Annotated in this window: 12 protein-coding genes; 4 read left to right on the top strand and 8 right to left on the bottom strand. The window is 66.0% G+C overall.

Going from position 1 to position 15955, the window contains the following annotated elements:
* Positions 1 to 9 precede the first annotated feature (9 nt).
* A complete protein-coding gene (iscR, locus tag ACUTR7_RS00955; RefSeq protein WP_012205825.1) occupies positions 10 to 546 on the bottom strand; it encodes a Fe-S cluster assembly transcriptional regulator IscR in 537 nt (178 codons plus the stop codon).
* A 225-nt stretch (positions 547 to 771) separates the two neighbouring features.
* Entirely contained in the window at positions 772 to 2859 is a 2088-nt protein-coding gene (gene uvrB / locus ACUTR7_RS00950; protein WP_043782068.1) for an excinuclease ABC subunit UvrB, read from the bottom strand.
* A gap of 128 nt (positions 2860 to 2987) precedes the next feature.
* On the opposite strand from uvrB, the gene ACUTR7_RS00945 reads away from it, so the two are divergent.
* From ACUTR7_RS00945 to ACUTR7_RS00935, 3 genes are all read left to right on the top strand, one after another.
* Complete coding sequence (locus tag ACUTR7_RS00945) at positions 2988 to 4184, top strand: amino acid aminotransferase (RefSeq protein WP_012205827.1); 1197 nt, start codon at positions 2988 to 2990, stop codon at positions 4182 to 4184.
* A 193-nt stretch (positions 4185 to 4377) separates the two neighbouring features.
* Positions 4378 to 5358: a CoA transferase gene (locus tag ACUTR7_RS00940; protein ID WP_445607879.1), complete on the top strand. Its 981-nt coding sequence runs from the start codon at positions 4378 to 4380 to the stop codon at positions 5356 to 5358.
* Between the two features lie 344 nt (positions 5359 to 5702).
* A complete protein-coding gene (locus tag ACUTR7_RS00935) occupies positions 5703 to 8165 on the top strand; it encodes an EAL domain-containing protein (protein WP_096916441.1) in 2463 nt (820 codons plus the stop codon).
* A 13-nt stretch (positions 8166 to 8178) separates the two neighbouring features.
* Here the strand turns inward: ACUTR7_RS00935 and ACUTR7_RS00930 are convergent, their stop codons facing one another.
* From ACUTR7_RS00930 to ACUTR7_RS00905, 6 genes are all read right to left on the bottom strand, one after another.
* Entirely contained in the window at positions 8179 to 10674 is a 2496-nt protein-coding gene (locus ACUTR7_RS00930) for a YgiQ family radical SAM protein (RefSeq protein WP_445607878.1), read from the bottom strand.
* A gap of 75 nt (positions 10675 to 10749) precedes the next feature.
* Positions 10750 to 11742 carry an AraC family transcriptional regulator gene (locus ACUTR7_RS00925; RefSeq protein WP_043822934.1) on the bottom strand — a complete coding sequence of 331 codons (993 nt, stop codon included), beginning with the start codon at positions 11740 to 11742 and terminating at the stop codon, positions 10750 to 10752.
* A gap of 67 nt (positions 11743 to 11809) precedes the next feature.
* Positions 11810 to 12049 (bottom strand): DUF2783 domain-containing protein, encoded by a 240-nt coding sequence (locus tag ACUTR7_RS00920; RefSeq protein ID WP_445607877.1) that lies wholly within the window; start codon positions 12047 to 12049, stop codon positions 11810 to 11812.
* Positions 12046 to 13782 carry an FAD-dependent monooxygenase gene (locus ACUTR7_RS00915; RefSeq protein WP_445607876.1) on the bottom strand — a complete coding sequence of 579 codons (1737 nt, stop codon included), beginning with the start codon at positions 13780 to 13782 and terminating at the stop codon, positions 12046 to 12048. The genes ACUTR7_RS00920 and ACUTR7_RS00915 overlap by 4 nt, the downstream gene beginning before the upstream one ends.
* 101 nt (positions 13783 to 13883) lie before the next feature.
* On the bottom strand, positions 13884 to 14750 hold the full coding sequence (locus ACUTR7_RS00910) for a helix-turn-helix transcriptional regulator (RefSeq protein WP_013802202.1): 867 nt from the start codon (positions 14748 to 14750) through the stop codon (positions 13884 to 13886).
* Positions 14751 to 14975: 225 nt separating this feature from the next.
* On the bottom strand, positions 14976 to 15146 hold the full coding sequence (locus ACUTR7_RS00905) for a hypothetical protein (protein WP_012205835.1): 171 nt from the start codon (positions 15144 to 15146) through the stop codon (positions 14976 to 14978).
* A 196-nt stretch (positions 15147 to 15342) separates the two neighbouring features.
* On the opposite strand from ACUTR7_RS00905, the gene ACUTR7_RS00900 reads away from it, so the two are divergent.
* Complete coding sequence (locus ACUTR7_RS00900) at positions 15343 to 15942, top strand: IMPACT family protein (RefSeq protein WP_319073749.1); 600 nt, start codon at positions 15343 to 15345, stop codon at positions 15940 to 15942.
* Positions 15943 to 15955 lie beyond the last annotated feature (13 nt).

The raw sequence follows: 15955 nt of genomic DNA, 5'->3' as shown, positions 1-15955 counted from the left end.
AAAAGTCGATCAGGACTTGGCGAAGGCGTTGCCCAGCGCAAATACCGAGTTCGGGGCATTCACACGGATGGGCTTGACCACGGGAGCCGTGGAAATCGCGCGACGCACCACGGGCTTGTCCTCGATCTGGATGCCCTTGGCCAGTTGTTCGTCCACAAGCTTTTGCAGCGTCACGGAATCGAGGAACTCGACCATGCGCTGGTTCAGTGCGGCCCACAGCTCATGCGTCATGCAGCGGCCGGCTTCGCCCAGGCAATTTTCCTTGCCGCCACACTGGGTGGCGTCAATGGGTTCGTCCACGGAGACGATGATGTCGGCCACGGTGATGTCGCCAGCCTTGCGGGCGAGCGTGTAGCCGCCGCCGGGTCCACGGGTGGACTCGACGAGTTCATGGCGGCGCAGCTTGCCGAACAGCTGTTCCAGATACGACAGGGAAATCTGTTGCCGCTGGCTGATGGCTGCCAGCGTGACAGGGCCATTGTTCTGGCGCAGGGCCAGATCGATCATGGCAGTGACCGCAAAACGGCCTTTGGTGGTGAGACGCATTACGAGCTCCTTCAGTCAGGCTTGTACGTTACAGAAACACCCGCTCCAGCGATTTGACTGGAGTTGGGCACAGTCTCCGCCCTTACTCCGTCCTGTTCAAAAGGTTCAGAGCCCTTCTTTTCATCGAAGTTTTTGTTGTTGTTGAGTGTTGACCCTTAGTGTACCACATTCCCCATCAATTTTGTCGGGTAACAGGAGCTAACGGGCTTCAGACCAGGCGCCGCCTCAGGAAACCTGCACGGATGAGCCTCCGAACAGTTGCTCCTTGAGCAGCGCCAGCTGATCGCGCACCCGCGCAGCCTGTTCGAACTCCAGGCTGCGCGCATGTTCGAGCATCTGCTTCTCCAGACGCTTGATTTCCTTGGCCACATCTTTTTCGGACATGTCCTCGACACGCGCTCTTTCGAGCTGATTGGCCTGCAGGCGTTCCGCTTCCTTGCCACTTTTTTCGCTGTAGACACCATCAATCAGGTCTTTCACCCGCTTGACAATCTGCTTGGGTTCGATTCCGTTTTCCTCGTTGAAGCTTATTTGCTTGGCACGGCGGCGCTCGGTCTCGCCGATGGCCTTCTTCATGGACTCCGTGACACGGTCCGCATAGAGGATGGCCTTGCCATGCAGGTTGCGCGCGGCGCGGCCGATGGTCTGGATGAGACTGCGTTCGGCGCGAAGAAAGCCTTCCTTGTCGGCATCGAGGATGGCGACCAGCGAGACTTCGGGGATGTCCAGCCCCTCGCGCAGCAGGTTGATGCCCACGAGCACGTCAAAGACACCCAGGCGCAGGTCACGAATGATCTCCACACGCTCCACCGTTTCCACGTCGGAGTGCAGATAGCGCACCTTGACGCCGTTTTCACTCAGGTAGTCGGTGAGTTGCTCGGCCATGCGCTTGGTCAGCGTGGTGATGAGAACACGCTCCGTGCGTTCGACGCGCAGGCGGATTTCCTGCAGCACGTCGTCCACCTGATTGGTGGCCGGGCGTACTTCGATTTCAGGATCGATGAGGCCTGTGGGGCGAACGACCTGGTCCACGACCTGGCCCGAGTGGGTCTTCTCGTAGTCTGCCGGCGTGGCGGAGACAAAGATGACCTGGCGCATGCGCTGCTCGAATTCCTCGAATTTGAGCGGCCGGTTGTCCAGCGCCGAAGGCAACCGAAAGCCGTATTCCACCAGCGTGGTCTTGCGCGAGCGGTCGCCGCTGTACATGGCGTTGAGCTGGCCGATCATCTGGTGACTCTCGTCCAGGAACATGAGGGCGTCGCCGGGCAGGTAGTCGGTCAGGGTGCTGGGCGGCTCGCCGGGTGCGGCGCCTGAGAGGTGGCGGGTGTAGTTCTCGATGCCCTTGCAGTGGCCGACCTCGGTGAGCATCTCCAGATCGAAGCGTGTGCGCTGCTCCAGGCGCTGGGCCTCGACCAGCTTGCCGTCTCCCACCAGTTGCTTGAGCCGCTCGGCCAGCTCCAGCTTGATGGTTTCCACGGCGGCCAGCACCTTGTCGCGCGGCGTGACGTAGTGGCTGCTGGGGTAGACGGTGAAGCGCGGAATGCTCTGGCGCACGCGGCCCGTCAGCGGATCGAACAGCTGCAGGCTTTCAACCTCGTCGTCGAACAGTTCGATGCGAATGGCCAGCTCGGAATGCTCGGCGGGGAAGACGTCGATGGTGTCGCCGCGCACGCGGAACTTGCCCCGGCTGAAGTCCTGGTCGTTGCGCTGGTACTGCATGCGGATCAGTTGCGCGATGACGTCGCGCTGGTTGATGCGGTCGCCGGTGCGCAGCGTCATGATCATGCGGTGGTAGCTTTCAGGCTCGCCGATGCCGTAGATGGCCGAGACCGTGGCGACGATGACCACGTCGCGCCGCTCCATCAGGCTTTTGGTGCACGACAGCCGCATCTGCTCGATGTGCTCGTTGATGGCGCTGTCCTTTTCGATGAACAGGTCGCGCTGTGGCACATAGGCCTCGGGCTGGTAGTAGTCGTAATAGCTGACGAAGTATTCGACGGAGTTCTTGGGAAAGAACTCGCGGAATTCGCTGTACAGCTGCGCTGCCAGCGTCTTGTTGGGCGCAAAGACAATGGCCGGGCGGCCCAGGCGGGCAATCACGTTGGCCATGGTGAAGGTCTTGCCCGAGCCCGTCACACCCAGCAGGGTCTGGAAGGATTCGCCGTCCTGGATGCCTTCGACCAGCTTTTCAATGGCGGCGGGCTGATCGCCGGCCGGCGGATAGGGCTGGAACAGCTCGAAGGGGGAGTCCGCGAAATGCACGAACTGGCCGGAGGCCTCAGGTGCTGGAGAGGAATCAGAGACTTCGTGCATGACGTGGGTTCGCAAAAGTGAGTATCGGCCGGCGAGATCGCTAGAATTCATGGGTTAACCCGAAAGCCTACCGTAGCTTGGGGCTAGCCGCGTTTTTTCCACCTCCCAAGACATCCCAAGGACGCTTCATGTCTCTGTTTACCGCCGTCGAAATGGCCCCCCGCGACCCCATCCTGGGTCTGAACGAGCAGTTCGCTGCCGACACCAACCCCAGCAAGGTGAATCTGGGCGTGGGCGTGTACTTCGACGACAACGGCAAGTTGCCCCTGCTCGAATGCGTGCAGGCCGCCGAGAAGGCGATGATGGACAAGCCCACGGCCCGCGGCTACCTGCCCATCGACGGCATCGCTGCCTATGATGCCGCAGTCAAGGGCCTGGTGTTCGGCGCCGAGTCCGACGTCGTCAAGTCCGGCCGCGTGTCCACGGTGCAGGCCATCGGCGGCACCGGCGGCCTGAAGATCGGCGCCGACTTCCTCAAGAAGATCAGCCCCGCCGCCAAGGTGCTGATCTCCGACCCGAGCTGGGAAAACCACAAGGCCATCTTCACCAATGCAGGCTTCGAAGTGGGCACCTATGCCTACTACGACGCAGTCAACCGCAAGGTGAACTTCGAAGGCATGCTGGCCGACCTGAACGCGGCCGCCGCCGGCACCATCGTGGTGCTGCACGCCTGCTGCCACAACCCGACCGGCTATGACATCACGGCCGAGCAGTGGGACCAGGTGATCGCCGCCGTCAAGGCCAAGGGTCTGGTGGCCTTCCTCGACATGGCCTACCAGGGCTTTGGCCACGGCATTGCCGAAGACGGCGCCGTGATCGGCAAGTTCGTGGCCGCCGGCCTGAACATCTTCGTCTCGACCTCGTTCTCCAAGAGCTTCAGCCTGTACGGCGAGCGCGTGGGCGCGCTGTCGGTGGTGGCCAACGACAAGGAAGAAGCGGCCCGCGTGCTGAGCCAGCTCAAGATCGTCATCCGCACCAACTACTCCAACCCGCCCACCCATGGTGGCGCCGTGGTGGCCGCCGTGCTGAACAACCCCGAGCTGCGCGCGCTGTGGGAAAAGGAACTGGGCGAGATGCGCGTGCGCATCAAGGCCATGCGCCAGAAGCTGGTTGATGGCCTGAAGGCTGCCGGTGTCCAGCAGGACATGGGCTTCATCACCACCCAGATCGGCATGTTCAGCTACTCCGGCCTGAGCAAGGACCAGATGGTGCGCCTGCGCACCGAGTTCGGCGTCTACGGCACGGATACGGGCCGCATGTGCGTGGCTGCGCTCAACAGCAAGAACATCGACTACGTCTGCCAGTCGATCGCCAAGGTGGTCTGACCCCCACCCCGGCTGCCCGGCCGTGCGCCGGGTTTGCAGACATGCCGCCAACGGTGCATTGCCCTGGCGGCATTTTCTTTTTCCGGGCGGCTTTTGCATCCTCACCGTCCGGTATGCGCCAGGCCCTGGGAGGCATGGGTGCGATCATGCGTGCAGTTGAAACACCGAATGCACAACGAGACGCTCCATTCCCATGCCCGATCACGCGCCTGCTGAACCCATTGCGCTACACGCGCCCCTCTCCTCTTCCCCCACCAACGGGCTGCCGTTGTCGGGCGTGCGCATCCTGAGCCTGGCCCTGAATCTGCCCGGCCCCGCCGCCCTGATGCGCTGTGCCGCCATGGGCGCGCAGTGCAGCAAGCTGGAGCCTCCGTCTGTGCAGCCAGCTACGACCGGTGCGGCCGGTGCAGACCCGATGGCGCACTACAGCCCGCAAGCCTATGCCGACATGCACCAGGGCATTGCGGTCTGGCAGGCACAGCTCAAGAGCGAGGAAGGACAGGCGGCGCTTCACGATGCACTGGATGCGGCCGACATCCTGCTCACCTCGTTCCGCCCCGCCGCACTGGCCAAGCTGGGGCTGGACTGGGCGTCGCTGCAGCAGCGCCATCCGCAGCTGTCGCTGGTGCGCATCGTCGGCAGCGCGGGAGCCCTGGCTGATGTGCCGGGCCATGACCTGACCTACCAGGCCGAGGCGGGGCTGGTACAGGGCGGCGCCATGCCACCCAGCCTGTTTGCCGACATGGCCGGTGCGCTGATGGCCAGCGAAGCCGTGCTCAAGGCCTGGCTGCTGCGCCAGCGCAGCGGCCACGGCAGTCTCCAGGAAACAGGCCTGGCCCAGGCCGCGCAGTGGCTGGCTTTGCCCTGGCATTGGGGCCTGACCCGGCCCGATGGCGATGTGGGCGGCGCGCACGCAGGCTATCGCGTCTACGCCTGCGCCGATGGATCGGTGGCCGTGGCGGCCCTGGAGCCGCATTTCGCGGCCCGCCTGTGCGCCGTGGCGTCGGTGAATGGCGATGGCAGCATCGCCAGCATGCGCAGCCCCGCCATGCATGTAGCCCTGCAAGCCTTCCTGGCCCCCTTGTCCTGCGCCGAGCTGGCAGACCTGGCCGAGCAGCACGATCTGCCCCTGCACCCTCTTCCCGGCCCACCTCAGGCACGGCCTCGCTTGTAGGCGGACACCCAAAAGCACCACCTGCCCGCAACCTACAAGCCGCGCAGGTCATGGCTGGCCGCAGCATGCGGGCATGCTGCGGCCAATGACCCTCTTTACCGTAATAGCCCGCTCCTCTTAAATCGGAGTTGCGCATACAACCGGACAACCCGAACACATCTGGAAACACCCATAATCGGCTTATCTGGAGGCAGCCCCATGGTTCGAGAACATCCATCAACCGCCCGGATATCCGGGACGCGTCAGCCACCCAGCCATACGGCGCCAGTTCTGCAGCGCATTGGCGCCAGCGCCAGCGCCAGCGCCTGAGCCGCCCACACGGCCAACCCTCCCCTGCTCCGCCCATGCAAAGCCAGCCCCCAGCCCATGTGCCGGTACTGCAGCTGGTGCAGCGCATCTGGCCCCTGGTGCTGGTGGTCGTGGTGCTGGTGGTCATGGCCAGCGGCAGCCTCTACCTTGTGTCTGCGGTGCGCGCCTTCGTGGCCGGGGAAAGCCTGTGGTCCAAGGCACAGAAGGACGCCATCTACGCCCTGAGCCGCTATGTGGACAGCGGCTCGGCGCGCGACATGGCGCGCTTCGAGCAGGCCATGGCCATTCCCGCGGGCGACTGGCAGGCGCGCATGGCACTGGACGATGTGCCAGCCAGGGTCAAGGATGCGCGTGCCGGCATTCTTCTAGGAGGCAACCACCCTGACGATGCCGAGGCGCTGATCTGGCTCATGCAGACCTTCCGCCATGTCGAGCTTCTGGAAGAGCCTTATCGCTACTGGAAACAAGGCGATCAGTATCTGCAGCAGCTCGACAGGCTGGCCCAGGAGATAGAGCAGCGCCACGCCGTGGGCAGCGTCAGCGCCGAGGACGCCATCACCTGGAAGCGCGAGATCGAGCAGATCAACGCCGGCGTCACACCGGCCACCCAGCAGTTCAGCGCCTCGCTGGGCCGCAGTTCACGGCAGATGGTGATGTGGCTGCAGGGCATCCATCTGGTGCTGGGTGTGGCGCTGATCCTGGTGGCGCTCTGGCATACGCGGCGCATGCTGCAGCAGCGCCAGCAGGTGCAAAACGACCTGCTGACGGAAAAGGAAAGGGCCCAGACCACGCTGGCCTCGCTGGGCGACGCCGTGATCACCACGGACGCCCAGGGCGTGGTGGACTATGCCAACCCCGCCGCGCTGGGCCTGCTGGGCAGCAGCGAGCAGCAGATCAAGGGCCAGCACCTGGCCAAGGGCCTGCATTTCAACAGCATTGACGCCACCCAGACCGCGGAAAGCCTGCTGGCCCATTTGCTGTCAGGCCAGCAATTGCGCGAGGAGCACACGCGCTGGCTGCGGCGCCATGACCGCAGCATCGTGCCGGTCAAGCTCATGGGGTCGGCCATCAGCGGCGGTGGGGAGCGCCCGGCCGGTGCGGTGATCGTGCTCAGGGATGTCTCGCGCGAGCAGCAGTATCTGGACCAGCTGTCTTGGCATGCCAGCCACGACGGGCTGACCGGGCTGGAGAACCGCGTCGAGTTCGAGCGCCGGCTGCAGCGCCTGCTCAACCAGGGCCAGCACAGGCTGCGGCCCTCGGCCGTGCTGTACATGGACCTGGACCAGTTCAAGCTCATCAACGAGACCTGCGGCCACCCGGCGGGCGATGAGATGCTGTGCGAGGTCAGCCGCCTGCTGCTGCACAACCTGCGCGAGACCGACACCCTCGCGCGGCTGGGCGGAGATGAATTCGGCGTTCTTCTGGAGAACTGCCCGCCCGAGCCCGCCCTGCGCATTGCCGAGAAGCTGCGCCAGGCGACCGAGGCCCTGCACGTGCACTGGGGCAAGCAGGTGCTGCGCACGGGGCTGAGCATCGGCCTGGTGCACATCGGCGGCGAGGTCCAGTCGGCACAGGACCTGCTGCGCATGGCCGACATGGCCTGCTACCGCGCCAAGGAGCGCGGCCGCAACCGCATCTACGTCTACCGCAGCGACGATGGCGAGTACACCCGCCACGTCAGCGAGATGGAATGGGTGACACGCATACGCATGGCGCTGGAGCAGGAGCGCTTTTGCCTGTACGCCCAAAGCATTGCACCACTGCAGCCCGACGGCCAGCGGGGCCTGCATTTCGAGGTGCTGCTGCGGCTGCGCGACGAGCAGGGCCAGATCATCTCGCCGGCCACCTTCATTCCCGCGGCCGAGCGCTACGGCATCATGCCCACGGTGGACCGCTGGGTGATCGCCAGAACGCTGGCCACGCTGGCCCAGCATCCGGCCGCACTGCGCCACATCGACACCTGCGCCATCAACCTGTCAGGCCCCAGCCTGGATGACGACGGGCTGCTGGACTTCGTGCAGAAACAGCTGAGCACGCATGGCATTGCGCCGCAGCTGCTGTGCTTCGAGATCACGGAGACCAGCGCCATCGCCAGCCTGTCCAGTGCCACCAGGCTGATACAGGCCCTGCGCACCCTGGGCTGCCGCTTTGCGCTGGACGACTTTGGCGTGGGCATGTCCTCGCTGACCTATCTGAAGCAGCTGCCCGTGGACTATCTGAAGATCGACGGCGGCTTTGTGCGCGACATGCTCCAGGACCCCAGCAACCACGCCATGGTGGAGATGATCAACCGCATAGGCCACATCCTGGGCAAGCGCACCGTGGCCGAGTATGTGGAAACCCGCGAGATCGCCCAGGCCCTTCAGGCCGTGGGCGTGGACTATGCGCAGGGCTTTGCCCTGGCACGGCCCGTGCCGCTGGACACGCATTACTTTGAAAGCGGAGCCCAGGCCGCCCGCCGCGAATGGCAGGGCACGCTGGCGCCGGCCGCCAGCTAGAGGCAAAGGCGCGTCAGCGCGGCTTGCGACCGCCCGGCGCCGCCTTGCGGCCCGAACCGGCAGCGCCCGCAGAACGGGAAGGACCACCCACACCGGGGCGCGGCGGCAGGCCCGTGTGCTGGGTCAGCATGCGGCCAGGCTGGGGCTGGCTGGAACGGAAACGCACATCGCCCGCAGGCTCGCGCGACTCTGCCAGCACCTTGCCCGGCCCGGCATTCTTGCCGCCGGCCTTGTTGAGGGCGTAGGCCTTGCCTTGCTGGGATACCACGGCACGTGCGGCCACGCCCGTGCCCTGCGTGCTGTTCTTGCGGCGCGCGCTCTGGTAGCCGCCATCGACCAGGGGCTGGAAGGTGGGGATCAGGTGCTGCTTGCCGTTGCCGATGAGGTCGGCACGGCCCATGGCCTTCAAGGCCTCGCGCAGCAGCGGCCAGTTGTTCGGGTCGTGGTAGCGCAGAAACGCCTTGTGCAGGCGCCGGCGCTTTTCACCGCGCACGATGTCCACCGACTCCTCGTTCACGTCGCGCATCTGGCGGCGCACCTTGGTCAGCGTGTTGCGGCCCGAGTGGTACATGGCCGTGGCCGTGGCCATGGGGCTGGGATAGAAGGTCTGCACCTGGTCGGCGCGAAAGCCGTTCTTCTTCAGCCAGATGGCGAGGTTCATCATGTCCTCGTCGCTGGTGCCCGGGTGGGCCGCGATGAAGTACGGAATCAGGTACTGCTTCTTGCCCGCTTCCTCGCTGAACTGCTCGAACATCTGCTTGAAGCGGTCATAGCTGCCGATGCCGGGCTTCATCATCTTGGTCAGCGGCCCGGACTCGGTGTGCTCGGGCGCGATCTTCAGGTAGCCGCCCACATGGTGCTGCACCAGCTCCTTGACGTACTCGGGCGACTTCACGGCCAGGTCGTAGCGCAGGCCCGAGCCGATCAGGATCTTCTTGATGCCCGGCAGATTGCGCGCGCGGCGGTAGATCTTGACCAGCGGGGCGTGGTCGGTGTGCAGGTTCTGGCAGATGCCGGGAAACACGCAGCTGGGCTTGCGGCAGGCGGCCTCGATCTCGGGGCTCTTGCAGCCCAGGCGGTACATGTTGGCCGTGGGGCCGCCCAGGTCGGAGATGGTGCCGGTGAAGCCCTTGACCTTGTCGCGGATGTCCTCGACCTCCTGGATGATGGACTCCTCGGAACGGCTCTGGATGATGCGGCCCTCATGCTCGGTGATGGAGCAGAAGGTGCAGCCGCCGAAGCAGCCGCGCATGATGTTGACCGAGGTGCGGATCATCTCCCAGGCCGGGATCTTGGTCTCGCCCTCATGGCTGCCGCTGGCGTCGGCATAGCTGGGATGGGGGCTGCGTGCATAGTGCAGGCCGAAGACCCAGTCCATCTCGGCCGTGGTCAGCGGAATGGGGGGCGGGTTCAGCCACACATCGCGCGCGGTCACGCCCTCGCCGTGGGCCTGGACCAGGGCGCGGGCATTGCCGGGGTTGGTTTCCAGGTGCAGCACGCGGTTGGCGTGGGCGTAGAGGATGGGGTCGGCCTTGACCTGCTCGTAGCTGGGCAGGCGCAGCACGGTCTTGTCGCGCGGAGGCTGCTTGCCCTTGCCGCGCAGCGACGGGTTGGGCACGAACTGGATGGTCTGAACGGCGGCGACCGAGGCACCGTCCGGCTTCGCGGCGGCATCACCCTCTTCCTTGGAGCAGGTCTGGCCCTGGGCCTCGGCCTGCTCGCTGGTGGTCATGTAGGGGTTGATGTGGGGCTCGACCACGCCGGGCTCGTCCACCACGGACGAGTCCAGCTCGAACCAGCCCGCTTCCGACTCGCGGCGGAAGAAGGCCGTGCCGCGCACATCGGTAATGCTTTCCACGGGCTCGCGAGCGGCCAGGCGGTGGGCCACCTCGACCAGGGCGCGTTCGGCGTTGCCGTACAGCAGGATGTCGCACTTGCTGTCCACCACGATGGAGCGGCGCACCTTGTCGCTCCAATAGTCGTAGTGGGCGATGCGGCGCAGGCTGCCTTCGATGCCGCCGAGCACGATGGGCACGTCCTTGTATGCCTCACGGCACCGCTGGCTGTAGACAATGGCCGCGCGGTCGGGGCGCTTGCCGCCCACGTCGCCCGGCGTGTAGGCATCGTCGGAGCGGATCTTGCGATCGGCCGTGTAGCGGTTGATCATCGAATCCATGTTGCCCGCCGTCACGCCCCAGAACAGGTTGGGACGGCCCAGGGCCTTGAAGGCCTCGGCGCTCTGCCAGTCGGGCTGGGCGATGATGCCCACGCGAAAGCCCTGCGCCTCCAGCACCCGGCCGATCACCGACATGCCGAAGCTGGGGTGATCCACATAGGCATCGCCCGTCACCAGGATCACGTCGCAGCTGTCCCAGCCAAGCTGGTCCATCTCGGCCCGGCTCATCGGCAGGAACGGGGCCGTGCCGAAGCGCTTGGCCCAGTACGGTCGGTAGCTGGTCAGCGGCTTGGCAGCGCGATGGAAAAAGGAAACGTCAACGGGGGCGTTCATGATGGGCGGTTCGGCTTCTGGGAGCCTGTGCGGAAGGAACCGGCCAGTGTACGTTTCGGCACTCAACCCTGCTGGCTAAGGGTCTTGCTCCAGCCCCCTGATACGGCCTTCCTGCTGCTGCCAGCCCGACCTCTTCGCGGCCTCCTGCGCCAGATAGGCCTTGGGCGTGTGCCCGGACCAGCGGCGGAACGCCCGCGCAAATACCTTGGGAGAGTCGTAGCCCGCGTTCTCTGCGATGCGGGCCGATGACAGCCCGCCGGCCTCCATCTGCTGTGCGGCCAGCGCCATGCGGTGCGCCGTCAGGTAGCCGATGGGGGTGGCGCCCACCAGCTGCTTGAAACGCATGCTGAAGCGGGTGCGCGACATGCCGGCCTCGGCCGCCAGCGTCTCCACGCTCCAGCTGCGCTGCGGCTCCCGGTGCATGCAGACGATGGCGCGGGCAATGCAGGCATCGCCCAGGCCCCGCAGCCAGCCTTCACCCACGGCGGCCTCGCGCGCCAGGTGCTCGCGCAGGATGTTGACCAGCAAAAGCTCGCCCATGCGCGCGGCCGACAGGCGCCAGCCCGGGCGCCGCGCCAGCGTCTCCAGCGTGAGCGACTGCATGGTGGCGGCCAGGCAATCGGCCAGCGGCAGATCGCTTGCGCGGATATGGATCAGCGGCGGCAGGATGCGGAACACCGAATGCCGGCAATAGGCTGAAAACCACAGCAGGGCCGAAAACATGTCGGTCGCCTCGCCCCCGCCGCCATGGCTGAAGACCAGCGGATTCTCGTCCTGCGGGCCTTCGGCATGGCGGGAGATCAGCCGCGAGAACAGCTCGCAGGCCATGCCCAGGTCCGAGGCCACCACATGTGCCGCCCCCATGGGCAGCATGACCAGATCGCCCGGCTCGACCCGCAGCGGCTGCATGCCCTCCACCTGTATCCAGTAGGGCGCGCCGCGCGCCATGCGGATCATGGCGCCCGTGACGCCCGTGGACTTCAGGCTCCACGGCGCGGTCAGCGCAAAACGCGCCGTCACGGCGCGCTCTGACCGGCAAATATCGAGAACTTCGCTCAGCACATCCATGGGGTCGTGGCATCCTTGATTCCGGGCCGATGTTAGCCAGCGCCGGCCACGCAACCACCCGGCAGGGCTAGCTGTTTACCCTAGGCTGAAGATCCTGCTGCGCCGCCAGCACCAGCTCGGAGAACTGCTGGGCGCTGCCCAGCCGCTCGGCAGCCAGCAGTGCCAGCTTGACCAGAAACAGCTCGGACTGCTGCGGGCCTGCCGCGTCAATGGCCGTGGCCAGTTGGTCGTAGACGGCCTCCAGACCGGCGATATCCAGGGTGCCGGGCGATACAAGCGTGTCGGGCGATGTGTGTGCTTGGCTCATGCCTGGGCTCCTTGCGTGCAGGTGGCGTTGTCGAGTGCGGATTGCAGGCGCCGCGCATCCAGCGCCAGCCAGCGTGCGCAGACATGCTGGTCGGGCCGCAGCAGGTAGGCAGCGCCAGAAGGTGGATCGGCAGGCACGCCATGGCGTTCGCGGCAGCGGCCCTGACTATCGGAAAGGGTCAGGTCAGCGCCCTGAACTGGCTGCGGCTGCACCTGGCTGGAGATGGCCACGATGCGCAGGCCCACGCCGCGGCCGCGCACCACGCGGGCAACCTCGCTCAACGCGGGCGGCACGGCCGAGCCATCGGTGAAATACAGCAGGTCGAATCCGCCGCCCAGGTGGTCCAGCAGATAGTCGTCCGGCGCCAGGCACACGTTCTGCGGCGGCGCGCCATGGGCAGGACCGCCCTTGAACAAATGGTTGTCGTCGTCCCTGCTGTTGAGGGGCGAGCGGGCGTACTCATGGGGGCGAGATGTACGCCAGTGGTACAGCGGGCGCACGAAGGCCTGGGTGAGCGACAGCGACAGCACCGCATCGCGCAGCAGCCGGAAGCCGCGCGAAGGCGGCGCCATGAAGCGCGTGCTCTTGCCGGCCTCTTCGACAATCTCGCGCGCCGCGCCCACGCGCTCGCTGCTGTAGCTGTCCAGCAACCGGGCCGGCGCCACGCCGCGCGCCACCAGGGCCAGGCGCCAGGCCAGGGCCTGGGCGTCCTGGAAACCGGTGTTGGCGCCGCGCACCCCGAAGATGGGCAGCAGGTGGGCCGCATCGCCCGTGAAGACCACGCGGCCGTGCACGTAGTCCGGCAAGGTCAGCGCGCGTGCCGAGTAGACAGAGCTCCAGTCCATCTCCCAGGGCGTGCCGCCAAAGCCGATCATCTCCAGTTGCGCGTCGATGCGCGCCTTGAGCGATTCGGGCTGCAGTGCCTGCTGCGGATCTTCGCCTGCTGGCAACTGGTAGTCCACGCGCCAGATGCCGTGCGGCTCGCGGTGCATGAGGATGGTGTTGCCGGGATTCCACACCGGATCGAAGAAGGCCAGGCGCTCGGTGGGCAGCGGCAGGTCGATGCGGATGTCGGCAATCACGAAGCGGCCTTCGTATGACGCCCCTTCCATGACCAGGCCCATGGCCGTGCGTATGCCCGAGCGTGCGCCATCGGCTGCGACCAGCCAGTCGGCTTCCAGCGCATACGGCCCCTCGGGCGTGTCCACCTGCAGCCGCGCTTTTGCAGCGGCGCCTTCGCCAAACTGCTCCACCCGCTCCACGCGGTTGCCCCAACGCAACTCGATCAGCGGATGGGCCAGCACGGCATCGACCAGGTACTCCTCCAGGTACTGCTGCTGCAGGTTGATCATGGGGAAGAAGCGGTCGTCCTCGCTGTGCGGTGCTTCCATGCGAAACACGCGCTGGCCCCGGTAGAAGGAGTTGCCAAAGCGCCATGGCAGCCCGCTGTCGCTGACCCGCCCGGCCACGCCCACCTGCTGGAGGATCTCCATGGAGCGGCGCGTGAAGACGATGGCGCGGCTGCCTTCGGATACCTGCAGCTCGGACTCCAGCAGCACGCATCGCTGCCCGTGGCGCGCCAGCTCCAGTGCCGTGGTCAGGCCTACCGGCCCCGTTCCGACAATGACGACGGGGTGCCGCTGCACCCCCGGATGCTCCGATGGCAGCCAGGGCCGATGCACCTGATAGCGGTAGTAGATGGACTGCCTGGGCTGGGCATGGGGCTGGTGCATGGGGGTCTCCGTCGTGCGTCTTGTTCAGGGCGCAGTGTAGGCAGCACCGGCCATGGCGATGTCCCCAGATGGGGACAGACTGCGGCGCCCGCCTCCGGGGCTCAGGACAGCGCCTCGGGCGCCATCAACAAGGCAAACAGCTCACGCTGCCCCTGCACGCCCAGTTTGGCGCAGACCCGCTTGAGATAGGTTCGCGCGCTGGACACGGTGATGCCCAGGCGCTGCGCCAGCCGCTCGGCATCAAGCCCCTCGATCACGCAGCGCACCACGTCCAGATCGCGCTGCGTGAGATGGGCAAAGCGCCCGGCCAGGCGCGCCAGCACCAGCCCCGCCAGATCGTCCTGCAGCGCCTGGCCCGCATAGTGCAGGCGCATGGCCTGCATGACCAGGGGCGCAAAGGCTTCGATGCGTGCGATGGACTGCGCATCAAGGCAGCCGTGCTCCTCGCCCCGGTACAGGTTCACCGCCAGCCACCGTGCGCCAGGCTGCAGGGTCAGCAGCGAGAGCCGCTCCACCAGGCGCGGCAACCCATAGCAGACATGTCGGTACTCGGGATGGCTGACATCGCAGGGGCGCTGGCGGTGCAGCCAGACGCGCGCGGGAGCCTGGGGGTCGCGCTGCTGCCGCGCCAGTTCGGCCTGCATCACGCGCTGTGCGCCGTCGAGCGGATAGAAGCGCTCGCTGTAGTCCTGCGAAATCATGGGCAGCGCCCCCGTGCGTGCCCGGTCGCCAAAACCCACGATGCGCGGACGTGATCGGCCCTGGAACGAGAAGATGGTGCACTGCGCCAGCGGCACGTGCCGGCCCAGCAAATGCAGCAACTGCCCGGCCACCTCGTCGCTGCTGGCGCTGGAGCGGCCCACCTGCTCCAGCAGCGCCGTCACATCGCCCAGGGGCACGGGCAGGCTGGCGTCGCTGGCGGAGGCAGGCGCCAGCAGCCAATGGCTGCGGCCTGTGTCAGTGCTCATGGTTCCTGCAGGAATGCAAAAAGGCCGACGCTTCGCGCAGCCGGCCTGGGTGGGTACGTGGAAATTGGAAATGATAAATCCAGCGCAGCGAGGCAAGAGCCTGCTGCGCCTGGTTCGCGGTCTGTTCGCTTGAGGGTCACCGCCTGTCGGCGGGCCGCTGCACGGTCCAGCAGGACCTGACAGTACTGATGCCGCTGCAGGCCCTTGGCCAGGCGGCACCTGCCATCACCATTCGCCGACGTTGCGGATGCGCTGGTCCAGATCCAGAGGAATGCCGCCGCCGGCGGCTTCATGGTCCTGACCAGCCTGCTCCAGCGCCATAGGCGGGGGACTGAAATGATCGCGGCCAAAGGTGTGTTCGGTGAGAACGGGATCGCGGGAAGGTGGGGTGTTCATGGTTGCGCCTCCTTGACAGAAAGCTTACTGCGAATCTTTCACGATTTCTGTAGGACAAACCTGGATGCAACCCTCTGAAGCTGAAATGACACAAGGTACGCATGCTCACAAATGTGTAGCGCTTCGTAATAAAGGCGTAATGAATCCATGCGCCAAACACCGGACCAGGGACGATCGGGTAAGCTTGCCGCCCTCCATGCCACAGACACTCCGCGCGCCCGCGCACAGCGAACTCATCATCAAGAAAAGCCGCTTCATCGGTTGCGTGCAGCCCATGGCCGACCGCGCCAGCGCCCAGGCGGTGGTTGATGCGCTATGGCGCGAGCACCCCGGCGCCGCTCATGTCTGCTGGGCGCTGCTGGCAGGCGGCCAGTCGGCAGCCGTCGATGACGGCGAGCCCAGCGGCACGGCAGGCCGCCCCATGCTGGACGTGCTGCGCCACCAGGACCTGGAAGGCGTGCTGGCCACCGTGGTGCGCTACTTCGGCGGTGTCAAGCTGGGCGCAGGTGGCCTGGTGCGCGCCTACACCGATGCCGTGGCCCAGGCCCTGCTGACCGCCGAGAAAGTGACACTGCAGCGCATGCAATCGCTGCGCTGCGCCGTGCCCTATGCGCTGGAAGGCCTGGTGCGCCGCGAGATCGATGCAGCAGGCGCCGAGCTGCTCCAGGTCGAGCACGGCTCCCTGGTGCAGTTCGATCTGCGCCTGCCGCAGTCGCAGGCTGAAGGCTTTGTGAGCCGCCTCAACGAGAGCGGTCAAGGACGCGTGGGCTGGATGGAAGTCCACCACGGCGAGTGAAATGCGCCGGGCC

It is taken from the genome of Delftia sp. NA_296.1 (assembly GCF_052692095.1).
The sequence above is the reverse complement of the archived record's forward strand: the minus strand, read 5'-3'. Positions and strand labels throughout refer to the sequence as shown.